Here is a 14,270-nt window from a genome sequence, read left to right as displayed (position 1 = left end):
AAAAACATCCTATATGTCATTATTTGATTTTCAACAACCTAACACTATGCCTACCGCCTTCGAATTTAGTGACTAAAAATTTATCTATAATATTAAATACCTCTCCTTGATCTAAGGTTTTTGCACCTAATACCAAAATATTGGCATCGTTATGAGCTTTAGCACTCTCAGCACTTGACACATTACCACATAAAGCTGCTCTTATTTCTGAACTACGATTAGCAGCAATCGACATACCAATACCTGTATCACCGATTAAAATACCAATGCGAGCGAGCTTTTCAATAATATTATTCACTACTTTTTTAGCATAATCGGGATAGTCAACGGATTGTGTATTATGAGTTCCGCAATCATAAACACTCAAAGATTTTTTTTGTAGATAATCGATAATTTTGGATTTAAGTTCATAACCGGAGTGATCACTTGCTATAACAATATCGTAAGTTTTCATAATTAATTTTTTTAATGGAAAATGAATGATAAGAATTATATAATAAGTATAGTTTATTGACTAACACAATATAATAATCTTATTAAATATATGAAATACCCTGTTGCACTAAGTAGTCTAATATTCTTTTGTTTAGCTGCTTGCGTTGATCAACCTCCTGCCCCAATCGAGTATAAAGAAAGAGGAATTACCCTTAGTAATTCTGGTAATGTTATTGATAATGATGAGGGGATAATAACTAGTAGTACTATAGAAGAAGCTCCTAAATCAGAAGCAAGCGGCTCTTTAGAAGAGCCTGCAATAGAAACTACCGAAGATGATAATGATGTTGTTGAGATCCCGACCACAAAACATGATGAGGAAATAACAAAGTCAATTTTTGAGAAACCTCTGAACGGCGAAATTGTCACCGAATTTAAAGCTGGTAAGAATAAAGGCATAGATATTGCTGTTTTAGAAAAAAGTAGTGTTAATTCTATAGGCTCAGGAACTGTTATATTCTCAGGAAATAATGCACAATTTGGTAATTTAGTAATCGTTAAATTAGACAAAGAAGATCTAGAAGTAGCTTATGCAGGCTTAAAAGATTTATCAGTTAAAAAAGGTGATAAGGTTACTAAAACTAGTATAATCGGGCATGTAGAAGATAAGCTGTATCTTGCTATGCGTAAAGGTAAAGTAGCAGTCGATCCTACTAAGTACATTGAATTTTAATATGGAACTTATTACCTTAACTAAATATGGTGAACCGCAGAATGTAGCAATTAGGAGAAGCGTACAAGCCAAAAATATAAGTATTCGAATTACGCATAAAGGAGCTGAGCTTGTATTACCTCTTAAGGTAAAAGCTAAAAAGGGTTATAATTTTTTGCTAAGTAAAGAACATTGGGTTAGACAAAAATTACGCCGTAATGTAACTAAATCTGTCAATGAAGAAAATAAGATTTCTATTTTAGGAAAAGATTATCAAATAATTCATACTGATTCACCTGAAAATCAGGTAAAATTACAAAATGATGCATTAGAAGTATATTGCAGCAGGGTACTTAAGAAAATCAGCATTGAAGTATTTTTGAAAAAGAAATTATTATCAGAGATAAAAGCTATAGTAGAAACCATTTCCAAAAAGCATAATTTAATTTATTCTAATATTAGAATAATGGAAAATGTAACTACAAAATGGGGCAGCTGTTGCAGTCGAGGCAACCTTTCTTTCAACTGGCGAATAGTCTTTGCTCCTTACGAAGTTCTAAAATATTTAGTAGCTCACGAGATGGCACATTTAAAAGAAATGAACCATAGCAAAAATTTTTGGCAGCTAGTTGAGGATATTTATCCCGAGTACCAACCGGCTAAATTATGGCTCAAAAGAAACGGCAGAAATTTATATAGTTATTTGTCATAACTTGTCATCCCGTGATGGCATTGTTGCATGGATCATTTTTCTCTGTCATCCCGTGATTTATACACAGAATCCAGTTAAAAATACTAATAATATTAGTATTTTTTATTATTTTTTGGATATCGTGGACAAGCAACTAGATGACACCAAGGGTGCTTTCCGATCCACGCAGGCAATGCCACCACAGAGTGACAACTATACACTTATAAAACAAAAAACACAGAGGAATAAATGAATAACGCAACAAAAAGAGTAGTAGTTCCGGTACTTGAAGAGATTTTATATGAGCCTATAAAGGTATTAGATCACGGTTTTATTAGAGTGATAGACTATATGGGTGATGATAGTGCCATAGTACAAGCTGCTAGAGTGTCATATGGCAAAGGTACAAAACAGTTAAACCAAGATAAAGGGTTGATTAATTATTTGCTACGTCACTATCATACTACGCCTTTTGAGATGTGTGATATTAAGTTTCATATTAAATTACCGATCTTTATTGCAAGACAATGGATTAGGCATAGAACAGCAAGTGTTAATGAATATTCAGCTAGATACTCCATTCTAGGCAATGAGTTTTATTTACCTGAGCCGCAAAATATCGCCCCACAATCTAGTACTAACAAACAATGTCGAGAGAGCGATAGCCTACCAAAAGAAGTAGCTGAAAAAGTCCTTAACATATTAGAAGAAGATGCCCGTAACTGCTATAAGCACTATACGGAGCTAATGAATACAGATGAAGAAGGTAACGTTATAGATGAGAATAATACCGGTATAGCTAGAGAGCTTGCCCGTATGAATTTGACCTTAAATTATTACACTGAGTGGTATTGGAAAATCAATTTACATAATTTGCTTCACTTCTTAAGGCTACGTGCTGATCCGCACGCTCAATATGAAATTAGAGTTTATGCCGAAAAGATGCTTGATATAGTCAAAGCTTGGGTACCCTTTACTTATGAGGCTTTTGAAGAATATCGTATGCAGGGAGCAAATATTTCTCGCAAAGGTTTGGAAGTAATTAAGAAGATGATAAACGGCGAAAAAGTTATTCATGAAACTAGCGGAATGACTAAAAGGGAATGGGAAGAGCTAATGAAAGTTCTCAAATAGTAAATATTTATTAACTATTTCTTGATAAATAATTAATTTTTCTTTATAATACCTCTTTTATTAATTAGGAGAGGTTTATGATGAGAAAAAAAAATTAATTTTAACTTTAAGCATTTGTTCTATTATTTCTTTTAATAGCTATGCTTTTAATGAGTCGTCTACTGTGGATAAGGTTCAAAGTACAAAAACACAATAAACAAATAAAATCTCTCCTATTAACATGCAAAATCTTCACAAGCTAGCAATATCATTAAAAGACGAGAATTTCTCCAATAAAATATTAGCATATTCTGACTATTTCATAGGTAAACCTTATGATACAGAAATAGGCACAAATTTAATTATTTGGGATAAGAATAGAGATAAGAATGAGCTAATTAATCTAGAAACTTTTGACTGCTTTAGCTATATAGAAATGGTTATAGCATTAGCAGAAATAAAAGAACCAAATGCGGATTCTGAAAAATTTAAAGAACAGTTAGCAGAAGCTTTAGCAAAAATTATGTTTCTTTCTGACGACATATCATATGTTAATAGAAATCATTTCATGGATGAATGGTTAAAGAATAATAGTAAATATTTTACAATGGAAAATGTATTTACAAAGCTTCCATATGCTAAAGTTAAAACTGCGATGATTAATAAAGCAGGTTTACTTGAAACACAACTTAATAATTACATTAAAGATAATGTATCTAAAGACGAATGTTTTTCATTTGGTGAAAAATATAATCAGATAAAATCCATCAAACCTTTTAAATCTGATATTAGTTATATAAGCTTTACAGATTTCTTAGATCATAAGCAGAAACTGACAAAGCAATTTGCAGGAAAAATATATCTTATGGTTATGACAATGGATAACCCCAAATTACTTGAATTAACAAAATCAGAACATAATATAGCTCACGTTGGATTTGTATTTACCAAAAATGACAAGCTTTATTTCAGACATGCAACTCCAGTAGGTTCTAAAGAAATTGTTGAAGTTACATTAGAAGAATATGCAACCGATAAAAAAGAAAGCAAAATCTTTACAGGCTTCACTTTATTTAGTTTAGAGCAAAAAGATAAACCTTCTAATAAGTAAAAATCAACTTGGATAAAGAGCAAGAAGCATCCAGATTTTTAACCACAGCGTATGTTTTAGTACGTGAGAATCAAAAATGAGAAGCATTATTGCCATTTTAAAAAAAATGAGTATATATATGCTCAATGAAATATTTTATAGCCAATCTATATAACTTTAAAAGAGGTTAACATTATGAAAATTTTAAGAATAATTTTATTAGGTTACTTATTAACTGTTGTAAGTACATCATACGGTTCATTACCAACTACTCGTACCATTTATATAACATCCGATGATGGACCACTACCAGGCACAAAAAATCTAATTAATTTTATGCTAAAAACTAAAACTCCTATTACGCTGTTTATGGTGGGATTACATTATGATAATGCAAAACAAGATGTAAGGAATTTTATAAATCATGCTAGAAAATCTCCTCTTATTGATGTAGGAAATCATAGCTATACTCATGCACACAATCATTACAGATACTTTTATCATCATTGCTCGGATGTAATTCAAGATTTAAAGAAAAATAATATTACTCTAGGTCTAAAGGGTGACCATATTATTACGAGATTACCTGGGAGAGATGTATAGCTTAATGCGATAAGATAGTGACTTAGAGTATGAGTTAGATTATACTAAATGAAAAACTTATGGCAAAGGCATATTCATACGATTTAAGAATACGAGTAATAAAAAGTTTAACAGATGGTAAAACAATAAAAGAGACTTCTGAGATATACTCTATTAGTAGGAAGACTATAATAGAATGGAAAAAATTAAAGAAACAAACCGGCGATATCAAAGCAAAAAGTGGTTATCATACAGGACATCGTAGAATAATAAGAGACATAGAAGGATTTAAAAAATTTATAGAATTAAATTTTGATAAAACCACCATGGAACTAGCTAACAACTGGAGTCAAAAAGTATCTGCAAGTACGATATCAAGATTGCTTAATAAATTAGGTTATAGTTATAAAAAAAACTTTTCTTCATCCCAAAAGAGATGTTGGTCTAAGGAATGAGTTTATATTGAAACTAAAAACTATAGACAAACAAGATTTAGTATTTATCGATGAATCTGGGATAGAAGATAATAGCTGTAGAGAACACGGGTGGAGCATTATCGGTCAAAGATGTTATGGTGAAAGGGTCTATCAACATAAATCACGGATTAGTATGATTGCTGGGGTGTCTGCCAAAGATATTATTGTCCCAATAATATTTGATGGGACATGTAATAAGGACATTTTTGAAACTTATGTACAAGAGATATTGATCAAAGAGTTAAAGCCTGGTCAGATAGTAGTAATGGATAATATTAATTTTCATAAAAGTACAAAAGTGAAAACGTTAATTGAATCTGTTGGTTGCAGTATTTTATTTTTACCAACTTACTCTCCTGATTTAAATCCTATTGAGCATTACTGGTTTAAAATCAAGAACGAAATAAGAAAAACTGTTTCTAATTTTGAGCACTTTTTTGATGCGGTTTACTATGCTCTTAAAAAAGTCACTACCTTATCGCATTAAGCTATATCTAAATCATTAACTGATGCTCCATCTAAAGCAAAATTTGTCTGATTAACTACATATTTAGAACCATAATGCTCAGTGATTAAAGCTGCCCAACTATCAGCTGGCGTAGAAAAACTATCGCCAAAAGTAAAAACATTTGAAAATGTTTGAGGAGGAGTAGCTAATGCATTACCGCTAGTAATTAATGTGCTGCTTGCGACAAGTGTCATTAACAGCTTTTTAACTTTATTTTTCATAAAAAATTAACCTTAAATTGTTAAAACTGGCACAGTTTAACACAAATATAATATAAAGTAAATTAATTAATTACTAATTTACTTTTGATATATTAACGAAATTAATTTTTTATTTTAAATTCTGGAATTGTTACTTAAGATGGTGATAAAATGCTTATAAATTAGCATTTTTTATTTGAATTACTTTGCAATCCTTAGGCTCAGCTAAAAAATTATTTTAATCAATTTAGTAAATTTGACCATTCAGGATCAGATGCATCACCAGGGGTTTTAATTTCTCGCTCGTTATGACCGGTTAAGTCAATTGCATAAATTCTATTTTTGCCGGAAGATTTTCCGTTTGATGACCAACCTTTAGCAAACATAATAACCCGTCCATTAGGTGACCAACAAGGGCTTTCAACTAAATAACCACTTGCTATTATTCTCTCGCCATTTTCATCATCTTGTAAATCAGGTTTAATAACTCCAATAGTAAATCCTGCACCCCTGGTAATTTTGGTAAATGCTATATAATCACCTCTTGGTGACCAACTAGGTGCGGCATAAGCACCTCCACCAAAGCTAATACGTCGAACATCACTACCATCAGAATTCATTATATATAATTGACGGGTACCATTTCTATCAGAATTAAAAACAATTCTGCGTCCGTCCGGTGAATAGCTTGGAGAGGTATTAATTCCAAGACCATCAGTTAGTTTATGAAGCCTTTTAGTTGCAAGATCAATTTCATAAATATGGGTTGAACCATTCTTAGCTATAGACATTACGGCTTTTCTGCCATCAGGGGCAAATCTTGGAGCAAAAGATATTCCAGCAAAATCGCCAACTATACTTTCTTTGCCTGTTTTTAAATCCTTTTCATAAACAAGAGTTCGTCTTTTAGTAGCATAGGAAACATAAAAAATCTTATCTACTGAACCAGAAAATCTTGGAGTTAGAACTAGCGATTTACCATCGGTAATATATCGGTTATTAGCCCCATCATAATCCATTAAAGCAATTCTTTTTACCTTTTTTAAATCAGGACCACTTTCAGCTACATATATTATTTTACTATCAAAATAACCAGTATCACCTGTGATTTTTTCATAGATTTTATCAGCAATTTTATGGGCTGCTCTTCGCCATAAATTTTCAGGTAGTTCAAGTACTTCACCACCAAGCTGTTTTTCAAGCAATGTATCCCATAATATAAAACTAATTCTAAGCTTACCATTTTCAAGCTTTTTTACTGCCCCATTAACTAATAAACTAGCATTAATTTGACGCCATGCAGCAAAAAGCGGTTTATACCCAATGCCAGTTTTTTCTTCTATAAAAGAAGCAGAAGAAATAGGATGAAACAACCCACAAAGTTTTAAATCGTTAGATATAACTTTCACTATTTCATGACCTACTGTATTATCCGAAGCAGAATCAGCCTCAAAATTGTTCACTGCTATAGGAGTAGGATCAGCCTTTCCATGCTCGATATTTATTGTCTCAAGAGCATAGCTATTGAAATGAAATAATAGTATTATAAAAGATATAATGTTTTTCACTAAATTACTCCGTATGATTTTTTTGTGGCATACACTATTGTCATCCCGCAGCTCGACCGCGGTATCTTAGGATACAATCGTGACACAAGATCCCGCTACAAGAACGGGAGATGACAGGTTATAAGCGACTAGGGTCGAAGTTAAAATTAATTTCTTTCCAATGATTAAATCTTGCAGGGTCAAGATTTTCGATAGGGCTTGCTTTCCATACTGCCCTAACTGCACTATCTGCTAGTGCTTCACAAACACTTGCTGAAATATTAGGGCAAATTTTTTCTTTAACTTTTGCTTGCTCTACATTGCCTGCTTTATCTAATGTAATACTGAGAATTATTTTTACCTTGTTATTACCTCTAGCACCTGCCGGAATATTATTCCAGTGTCTTTCAATCTGACGCTTTATTAGTGAGCTTTCGCTATCAGAAAGGGGTAATCCTTCCGTATAAACTCCTTTAGCTTCTTTCTTATTATCAACCTGCTCTGACCTTTTGTGCTTATTTGATTTAACATTATCACCTTCTGAAGATTGTTCCAAGTTCTTTAATAAAGAATCAAGCTCACCTGTTTTAGGTTCTTGCTTTTTTTTCTCTTTAGGTTTCTCTATCGGTTTTTTTTCTTCTTTCTTTTCTTCAATTTTTTTTGCTTCTGCTACTTGTTTTTTTTTCTCTTCTTTAGGCTTTTCTTCTTTAATTTCTTCTTTTTTGTCAGGTAAATTTTCTTCTGGCTTTGGTCCGATGATAGGTTTATTTTCTTCTATTTTAGGCTTTTCCTCTACCTGCTTAGTCTCAGGTTCTTTTGCTTTTTCCTCTTTAGGTAAATCTTTAGGCTTCTCTTCTTTAGGTTTAGTCTGCTCTGATTTTTTAGCATCTTCATTCTCTACTGGAGCTTCTTTTTGCTTTGTTTGCGTTATGATATTAGGTTTGTCACTAACAGGTAGCATTTCAAAAGTTATTGTTTGCTCTTCAGGTAATTTTTCAAAAAGAGATGGCATACCAAATAGAAAAAAATATAAAAGAAGTAAGTGTAGTGCAATAGAGCAGCTAAGGAAAACTGTGAAATTATCCTTATTGTTTGTATCGTTACTTTTCATTATTTTTAATATTTGAAATAAGAGCTACACGAGAAAATCCAGCTGCATGAATTTCTGATACTATTTCTACCACTTCACCATAAGAAACGTTTTTATCACCTCTTACAAAAATTCTAGCGTCCTTTTTCTCTTTAGTGATATTTACAAGCTTATCAGTTAAATGCTTTCTTTCAATTGGCGTTTCAAGCAGGAAAACTTCACCTTTATTGTTGATGGTAACGACTAGAGGCTCATCCTGCCCTAAAATTGGGCTTAAATTTGTTTCAGGTAAATCGACATTTACGCCTGAAACTAACATCGGGGAAGTAATCATAAAAATAATTAGTAACACAAGCATCACATCAACAAGCGGCGTAACGTTGATTTCACTAACTACAGCTCTTTTACTTTTTCTATTACTTCCGGCAAGCTTAATAGCCATTACATCTTCTCCTGGTCGATTGCCTTAGAAAGTATAGAGTTCAACTCGCTAATAAAATCCTCAATTTTATTATTGATCAGAGTAATACGGGAAATAAGATAATTGTAGAAAATCACCGCAGGGATAGCTGCAAATAAGCCTATTGCAGTTGCAAGTAACGCTTCAGCAATACCAGGGGCTACTACTGCAAGCGAGGTATTTTTAGAAGTAGCGATCGACTGAAAACTATGCATAATTCCCCAAACAGTACCAAATAGCCCGATAAAAGGACTACTAGAGCCGACAGTTGCTAGAAAGCTTAAGTTTTTCTCAAGTTTTTCGATTTCTCTGTTTTGAGCAAGATACATAGAATTTGTAATACGCTCTTTATGATTATTTTTTAATAACTCAGGAAGACCTTTAGTATTTATGCTTTTGCACTCATCCATAGCTGAGACGAATATTAAAGCTAACGGATTATTAACTGATCTTTTTATGCTATCATATAGCTGCTCTAAAACACCACCTGACCAAAAAGTATTTTCAAATGCTCGCATTTTTCTTTGCACTTGCATTAGCTTAAATACTTTATCCAAAATAATAGCCCACGACCAAATAGAAGCAATAAGCAGCATTAGCATAACTGACTTACCAATAATATCAGATGAACTTATTAAAGAAAAAATCGATAAATGATCTTGCACAGCGACTTCTAAACCATCGCTAATATTAGTATCTGCACTCATTGAATATATATTATTTAATTATCCTGAACTTAAAATAATATATCGTTATTTTAATTTTGTCATTAGGTTAAATAAAAATTTTTGAGTTTCCGCAGGACTAAGATACAAAAATATTGTATAAATTAGAAATTGGATTTATAATTTGTACAATAATTAATATTAGCAAATTTATATTATGTTTGATCGTGATATAACCGATTATATAAAATATTCGGCAAAATATTATCCAGTAGTTACTGTTACAGGTCCTCGTCAATCCGGTAAAACTACTTTAGTAAAAATGATTTTTTCAGATAAACCCTATGTCTCACTTGAGGATATAGATATAAGAGAGTTTGCCCAAAATGATCCTAGAGGTTTTTTATCTACTTATAGTCAAGGTGCAATTATTGATGAAGTACAATATTGCCCTAATTTATTTTCATATATACAAACAAAAGTGGATAATGACCAAATTGCCGGACAATTTATTTTAACGGGTTCACAGAATTTTTTATTACTTGAAAGCATCTCACAATCCTTAGCAGGTAGAGCAGCTATAGTTTATTTACTTCCTCTTAGCTATAATGAAATAAGTAAAAAACTACCTGTTATAGGCAATCCTATAAATTTTGTATTCAAAGGCTTTTACCCTAAGCTTTATACCAAAGATTTATCACCTACAATATGGTATAGAAACTATATCAGAACCTATATAGAAAGGGATGTAAGACAAATTAAAAATATCAGTGATATTTCAACATTCCAAACTTTTTTAAAAATCTGTGCCACTCGTATAGGACAATTAGTAAACTTCTCATCTATAGCTACTGAATGCAGCGTTAGCTATAATACTGTAAAGTCGTGGCTTTCTTTATTACAAACAAGCTTTATAATATATTTAGTTAAACCACATCATAAAAATTATAATAAACGCTTAGTTAAGCAAGAAAAGTTATATTTTTACGATACGGTCTTGCTTGTACTTTGCTTGGACTAGAATCAATAGAGCAGCTAGAAAAATATTATGCTAAAGGAGGTCTATTTGGAAATATGATAGTAGTTGAACTACTTAAAAATCGTCTTAATAAAGGCAAAGAAGAAGGAATATATTTTTGGCGAGATAGTCATGGTCATGAACTCGATATATTAATTGAAAGTGATAAGCTAACTCCAATTGAAGTTAAGGCAAGTAAAACTATCATTCAAGAATTTTTCAAGGGAATTAACTATTGGAGCAGCTTAGCAAATCAAGAAAAAGGTTATTTAGTATATGCAGGTGATACGGAGCAAATAAGAGGAAATATAGAAGTTTTACCTTGGAATAAAATTAACAAAATCATCTCTTAAACTTTATATCAAATTTATTACCCAGAACAATAATTGTACAAATTAGAAATTGGATTTATAATTTGTACAATAACTTTCAACTAGTCTTACTTAAAATCATATCAACCTTATTATCCAAAATACCAATTTTACTATACAAGATAGCAGTAAAGTTGATAACAATCCCGTAAGCCATAGGACAATAAACCACTGCCATCTATTCAAACGGGAAGTCATTTTGAGATATAAATTTTTAATATATTGGATGATGTGAAGATTTGCCACGGAATATATAATAACAATAAAAAGTGTAACCAAGTATAACGGGCAAGAATATTCCAGCCCCGACTAATAACAAAGATTGTGACTGCGATACTGCCGCTGCATTTGCAAGCGTCACTTTATAAGGCACTATAAACGGCCATATACTTATAGCAAGTCCTAAATATCCTAATAAAAACAAAGAAATAGTATATATAAATGGAGCTACTTCTTTTTTATCTCTTACAGCTTTAATTAACCTAATAAATATTATAGCTGTTAAAATAGGAACAACAGACAAGTAGTAAATATTTGGTATACTAAACCAACGATAACGTATTTGATCATTTAAGAAAGGCACCCAGAGACTTACTAACCCCATAAAAAGAGCTACATAAAACAAAATATATACAGTAGATTTATATGCCCAATCTTGCGTTTCTTTTTCGGTTTTCATGATAAGCCACGTACCACCTAAAAGAGCATAACCGAATATCAACGCTATTCCCGTCATCACTGAAAAAGGAGTAAGAAAATCAAAAGCACTCCCTGCAAATTTTCGTCCCTCTACTTCTATACCTTGCACAAACGTGCCAAGCATTAAACCTTGACAAAAAGCAGCAAGCATAGAACCAAAATGAAAAGCATAATCCCAAATATAACGATGACCTATATGAGCTTTAAACCGAAATTCAAAAGCCACACCTCGAAATATTAGCCCAAGCAACATTAAAATAATGGGAATATATAAAGCTGGCATTAATAAGGAATATGCAAGAGGGAAAGCAGCAAACAAACCACCACCGCCAAGCACTAACCAAGTTTCATTACCATCCCAAAAAGGAGCAATGGAATTGATCATCTTATGACGACAATCATCAGTTGGAGCAAACGGGAATAATATACCAATTCCTAAATCGAAACCGTCTAACAAGACATATAAACAAATAGCAGTCGCTATAAGCCCGCCCCAAACAAGCGGTAAATCTATATAAGCAGAGAAATCAAACATAAGATTTTTATTTTTATAATATGTTATTTATTTAGATATATCAATATAATGATGAGTTTTAGTAAAATTAATAAATAAAAATTTACTATTTTTTTATAAAAAACTCTTTTACTTTTTCAATTTTTTATTAATATCTAAGCATTAATATACTTAGGAATAAAAATGCCAAAAAAATGTTCACAAATATTTGACGAATTCTTGCAAATAATACATAACAATATAATTGGAGAAGATAGAGCTATAGTAGATCTATTAAATATTTTAGATACAGAGCTAGCTAATGACCTTATTAGTGCTGCTTTTTTAAAACATTTTGAATTTATGCAGCCAGAACAGTGGCAGAGATACCCATTAAATATAGTTAGTACTGATATTATTGATGAACTTGAAGAAAATATTATTCATAAATGTGTTAGATACGATAAAATTGATTTTCTAAAGCATATTCCATCTATTGGCTTTAATCTTGTAATACAAAACAAGAATGGAGATACTCCCCTTCATCTTGCCTATAAAAAACTAATATATGCCCAAAGTTATCCAGCTTTTACAAAGGCTAAAAATACTCTTTTAAATATAGTTAATTTTAAAAATAAAGATGAAATATCATCGCAATTTATGGAAGTGTTTATTAATTTAGAACATATTTTTAAGCCTATTATAGATTTTAACTATAATGTTGCAACTTTTAATCATTTTATGCATCATAAGCATTCATTACCAATTTTACCTGATATAAATATACCTATTAATAACTTCAAGCCTTTACTACCTCGTATAACTTTACCTAGAGATGTAAATGAAACTGCTTCAGTTATATCTCTAGCACCTCTTGGACGCAAGCGTAAAACAAGCACAGAACCGGAAGATAATGCAAAAAAACACAAAACTATGATTTCAAAAAATTCTGAGGATAGTACTGATATTTTATATTCATCTATTGCAAATAATAGATTAGATAAAAACCTAAACCCTATACACAACAAAATAACTACTGATTTAGAGAAGTTATCTTTTATAATTTCTAATGCAAATAACGATGCTATAAATACAGATGAAGTAGAATTAATTGGGAATAAATTTACTTAATGTAGCAAACTTTTTTAATTGCTTCTATTACGTCCTTTTCGCTTGGTAGAGCTAGCTTTTCTAGATTCACGGCATAAGGAAGCGGTACGTCTTTACCGCTTACGATCTCCACTGGTGCATCTAAATAATCAAATGCTTCTTTCATAATAATAGCTGCAATGCTTGCACCGATACCGGCAAAAAACCACCCCTCTTCAACCACAACTAAACGACCGGTTTTTTTTACCGACTCTATTATTGTATCCGTATCAAGCGGTTTGATAGTGCGTAAATCTATAACTTCACAATTAATATTATCGTTTTGTAAGATATTTGCAGCATCTAATGCAGGTTTCACCTGAATCGAGAATGTCACTATAGTAACGCTATCACCCTCTTTTAAGATTTTTGCCTTACCAAAAGGAATAGGCTCAACATTTTCAGAAATGTCAAAACTGTGACCATATAAAATCTCATTTTCTAAGAAAATAACAGGATTATCGTCTCTAATAGCTGTAATCATCAGCCCTTTATGATCTTCAGCACTATAAGGAGCTATTACTTTTAGTCCCGGGATATGAGCATAACAAGCTGCGTAATTTTGACTGTGTTGAGCAGCTACTCTACTTGCTGCTCCGTTTGGACCTCTAAATACTATCGGACATCTGACTTGTCCGCCTGACATGTAGTGCGTTTTAGCAGCCGAGTTAACTATGTGATCCATCGCTTGCATAGCAAAGTTAAAGGTCATAAACTCAACGATCGGACGAAGCCCTGCAAATGCTGCTCCAACACCAAGACCAGCAAAACCATATTCCGTTATTGGTGTATCGATTACCCTTTTAGGACCAAACTGCTCAAGTAATCCTTGCGTTACTTTATAAGCTCCTTGATACTCAGCGACTTCTTCACCCATGACGAAAACTTTATCGTCTCTTATCATCTCTTCTTGCATTGCATCACGCAATGCTTCTCGTACAGTAGTTATTTGCATCTTTCTTTTTAGTTAA

The 14,270-nt window shown here is 32.0% G+C and carries 15 protein-coding genes and 1 pseudogene; 8 read left to right on the top strand and 8 right to left on the bottom strand.

All coding sequences use genetic code 11. The features are described 5' to 3' along the window. Positions 1–19 precede the first annotated feature (19 nt). On the bottom strand, positions 20–454 hold the full coding sequence (rpiB, locus tag ACICQC_RS01875; RefSeq protein WP_395477188.1) for a ribose 5-phosphate isomerase B: 435 nt from the start codon (positions 452–454) through the stop codon (positions 20–22). Between the two features lie 90 nt (positions 455–544). Here rpiB and ACICQC_RS01870 point away from each other — a divergent pair, with 90 nt between their 5' ends. The 6 genes from ACICQC_RS01870 to ACICQC_RS01845 all read left to right on the top strand — a co-directional run bounded on the left by ACICQC_RS01870 (position 545) and on the right by ACICQC_RS01845 (position 5,586). Then, positions 545–1,168 (top strand): murein hydrolase activator EnvC family protein, encoded by a 624-nt coding sequence (locus ACICQC_RS01870; protein ID WP_395477187.1) that lies wholly within the window; start codon positions 545–547, stop codon positions 1,166–1,168. Between the two features lies 1 nt (position 1,169). Next, positions 1,170–1,859 (top strand): M48 family metallopeptidase, encoded by a 690-nt coding sequence (locus ACICQC_RS01865; RefSeq protein WP_395477186.1) that lies wholly within the window; start codon positions 1,170–1,172, stop codon positions 1,857–1,859. A 228-nt stretch (positions 1,860–2,087) separates the two neighbouring features. Beyond that, entirely contained in the window at positions 2,088–2,972 is an 885-nt protein-coding gene (gene thyX, locus ACICQC_RS01860; protein WP_395477185.1) for an FAD-dependent thymidylate synthase, read from the top strand. 220 nt (positions 2,973–3,192) lie between these two features. Then, positions 3,193–4,062 carry an N-acetylmuramoyl-L-alanine amidase-like domain-containing protein gene (locus ACICQC_RS01855; protein WP_395477184.1) on the top strand — a complete coding sequence of 290 codons (870 nt, stop codon included), beginning with the start codon at positions 3,193–3,195 and terminating at the stop codon, positions 4,060–4,062. A 174-nt stretch (positions 4,063–4,236) separates the two neighbouring features. After that, positions 4,237–4,644, top strand: coding sequence for a polysaccharide deacetylase family protein (locus ACICQC_RS01850; protein WP_395477183.1), 408 nt, complete (start codon positions 4,237–4,239; stop codon positions 4,642–4,644). A gap of 59 nt (positions 4,645–4,703) precedes the next feature. Beyond that, a protein-coding gene (locus tag ACICQC_RS01845; protein WP_395477182.1) for an IS630 family transposase occupies positions 4,704–5,586 on the top strand; the annotation gives its coding sequence in 2 pieces (ribosomal slippage) (positions 4,704–5,030 and positions 5,032–5,586; 882 coding nt in all). On the opposite strand, the gene ACICQC_RS01840 is transcribed toward ACICQC_RS01845, so the two are convergent. The 5 genes from ACICQC_RS01840 to tolQ all read right to left on the bottom strand — a co-directional run bounded on the left by ACICQC_RS01840 (position 5,583) and on the right by tolQ (position 9,611). Next, positions 5,583–5,828, bottom strand: a complete 246-nt coding sequence (locus ACICQC_RS01840) for a hypothetical protein (RefSeq protein WP_395477181.1) — start codon at positions 5,826–5,828, stop codon at positions 5,583–5,585. The genes ACICQC_RS01845 and ACICQC_RS01840 overlap by 4 nt on opposite strands. Before the next feature lie 221 nt (positions 5,829–6,049). Beyond that, complete coding sequence (tolB, locus tag ACICQC_RS01835) at positions 6,050–7,375, bottom strand: Tol-Pal system beta propeller repeat protein TolB (protein WP_395477180.1); 1,326 nt, start codon at positions 7,373–7,375, stop codon at positions 6,050–6,052. A 118-nt stretch (positions 7,376–7,493) separates the two neighbouring features. Continuing rightward, positions 7,494–8,465, bottom strand: a complete 972-nt coding sequence (locus ACICQC_RS01830; protein WP_395477179.1) for an energy transducer TonB — start codon at positions 8,463–8,465, stop codon at positions 7,494–7,496. After that, positions 8,455–8,886, bottom strand: coding sequence for a protein TolR (gene tolR / locus ACICQC_RS01825; RefSeq protein WP_395477178.1), 432 nt, complete (start codon positions 8,884–8,886; stop codon positions 8,455–8,457). The genes ACICQC_RS01830 and tolR overlap by 11 nt, the downstream gene beginning before the upstream one ends. Further along, positions 8,886–9,611 (bottom strand): protein TolQ, encoded by a 726-nt coding sequence (tolQ, locus tag ACICQC_RS01820; protein WP_011476958.1) that lies wholly within the window; start codon positions 9,609–9,611, stop codon positions 8,886–8,888. The genes tolR and tolQ overlap by 1 nt, the downstream gene beginning before the upstream one ends. Positions 9,612–9,786: 175 nt before the next feature. On the opposite strand from tolQ, the pseudogene ACICQC_RS01815 reads away from it, so the two are divergent. Next, a pseudogene (locus ACICQC_RS01815) lies at positions 9,787–10,940 on the top strand (ATP-binding protein). Positions 10,941–11,172: 232 nt separating this feature from the next. On the opposite strand, the gene cydB reads toward ACICQC_RS01815, so the two are convergent. Continuing rightward, the gene (cydB, locus tag ACICQC_RS01810) at positions 11,173–12,192 is read right to left on the bottom strand and encodes a cytochrome d ubiquinol oxidase subunit II (RefSeq protein ID WP_395477177.1); all 1,020 of its coding nucleotides are present in this window, start codon (positions 12,190–12,192) and stop codon (positions 11,173–11,175) included. 162 nt (positions 12,193–12,354) lie between these two features. Here cydB and ACICQC_RS01805 point away from each other — a divergent pair, with 162 nt between their 5' ends. After that, positions 12,355–13,281 carry an ankyrin repeat domain-containing protein gene (locus tag ACICQC_RS01805; RefSeq protein ID WP_395477176.1) on the top strand — a complete coding sequence of 309 codons (927 nt, stop codon included), beginning with the start codon at positions 12,355–12,357 and terminating at the stop codon, positions 13,279–13,281. Here the strand turns inward: ACICQC_RS01805 and ACICQC_RS01800 are convergent. Then, on the bottom strand, positions 13,274–14,254 hold the full coding sequence (locus ACICQC_RS01800; protein ID WP_395477175.1) for a pyruvate dehydrogenase complex E1 component subunit beta: 981 nt from the start codon (positions 14,252–14,254) through the stop codon (positions 13,274–13,276). The two genes, ACICQC_RS01805 and ACICQC_RS01800, sit on opposite strands and share 8 nt — an antisense overlap. Positions 14,255–14,270 lie beyond the last annotated feature (16 nt).

It is taken from the genome of Rickettsia endosymbiont of Pantilius tunicatus, assembly GCF_964291875.1.
Taxonomy (GTDB): domain Bacteria; phylum Pseudomonadota; class Alphaproteobacteria; order Rickettsiales; family Rickettsiaceae; genus Rickettsia.
Note: the sequence above shows the minus strand (reverse complement) of the source record. Positions and strands in the feature narration are given on the sequence as shown.

Bases quoted from the DNA above. Each gene is read 5' to 3' on its own strand.
- ACICQC_RS01865 (WP_395477186.1), top strand. From the start codon at position 1,170: ATGGAACTTATTACCTTAACTAAATATGGTGAACCGCAGAATGTAGCA.
- ACICQC_RS01830 (WP_395477179.1), bottom strand. From the start codon at position 8,465: ATGAAAAGTAACGATACAAACAATAAGGATAATTTCACAGTTTTCCTT.
- ACICQC_RS01805 (WP_395477176.1), top strand. From the start codon at position 12,355: ATGCCAAAAAAATGTTCACAAATATTTGACGAATTCTTGCAAATAATA.
- ACICQC_RS01855 (WP_395477184.1), top strand. From the start codon at position 3,193: ATGCAAAATCTTCACAAGCTAGCAATATCATTAAAAGACGAGAATTTC.
- thyX (WP_395477185.1), top strand. From the start codon at position 2,088: ATGAATAACGCAACAAAAAGAGTAGTAGTTCCGGTACTTGAAGAGATT.
- ACICQC_RS01840 (WP_395477181.1), bottom strand. From the start codon at position 5,828: ATGAAAAATAAAGTTAAAAAGCTGTTAATGACACTTGTCGCAAGCAGC.
- tolQ (WP_011476958.1), bottom strand. From the start codon at position 9,611: ATGAGTGCAGATACTAATATTAGCGATGGTTTAGAAGTCGCTGTGCAA.
- tolR (WP_395477178.1), bottom strand. From the start codon at position 8,886: ATGGCTATTAAGCTTGCCGGAAGTAATAGAAAAAGTAAAAGAGCTGTA.
- ACICQC_RS01850 (WP_395477183.1), top strand. From the start codon at position 4,237: ATGAAAATTTTAAGAATAATTTTATTAGGTTACTTATTAACTGTTGTA.
- cydB (WP_395477177.1), bottom strand. From the start codon at position 12,192: ATGTTTGATTTCTCTGCTTATATAGATTTACCGCTTGTTTGGGGCGGG.
- rpiB (WP_395477188.1), bottom strand. From the start codon at position 454: ATGAAAACTTACGATATTGTTATAGCAAGTGATCACTCCGGTTATGAA.
- ACICQC_RS01800 (WP_395477175.1), bottom strand. From the start codon at position 14,254: ATGCAAATAACTACTGTACGAGAAGCATTGCGTGATGCAATGCAAGAA.
- ACICQC_RS01870 (WP_395477187.1), top strand. From the start codon at position 545: ATGAAATACCCTGTTGCACTAAGTAGTCTAATATTCTTTTGTTTAGCT.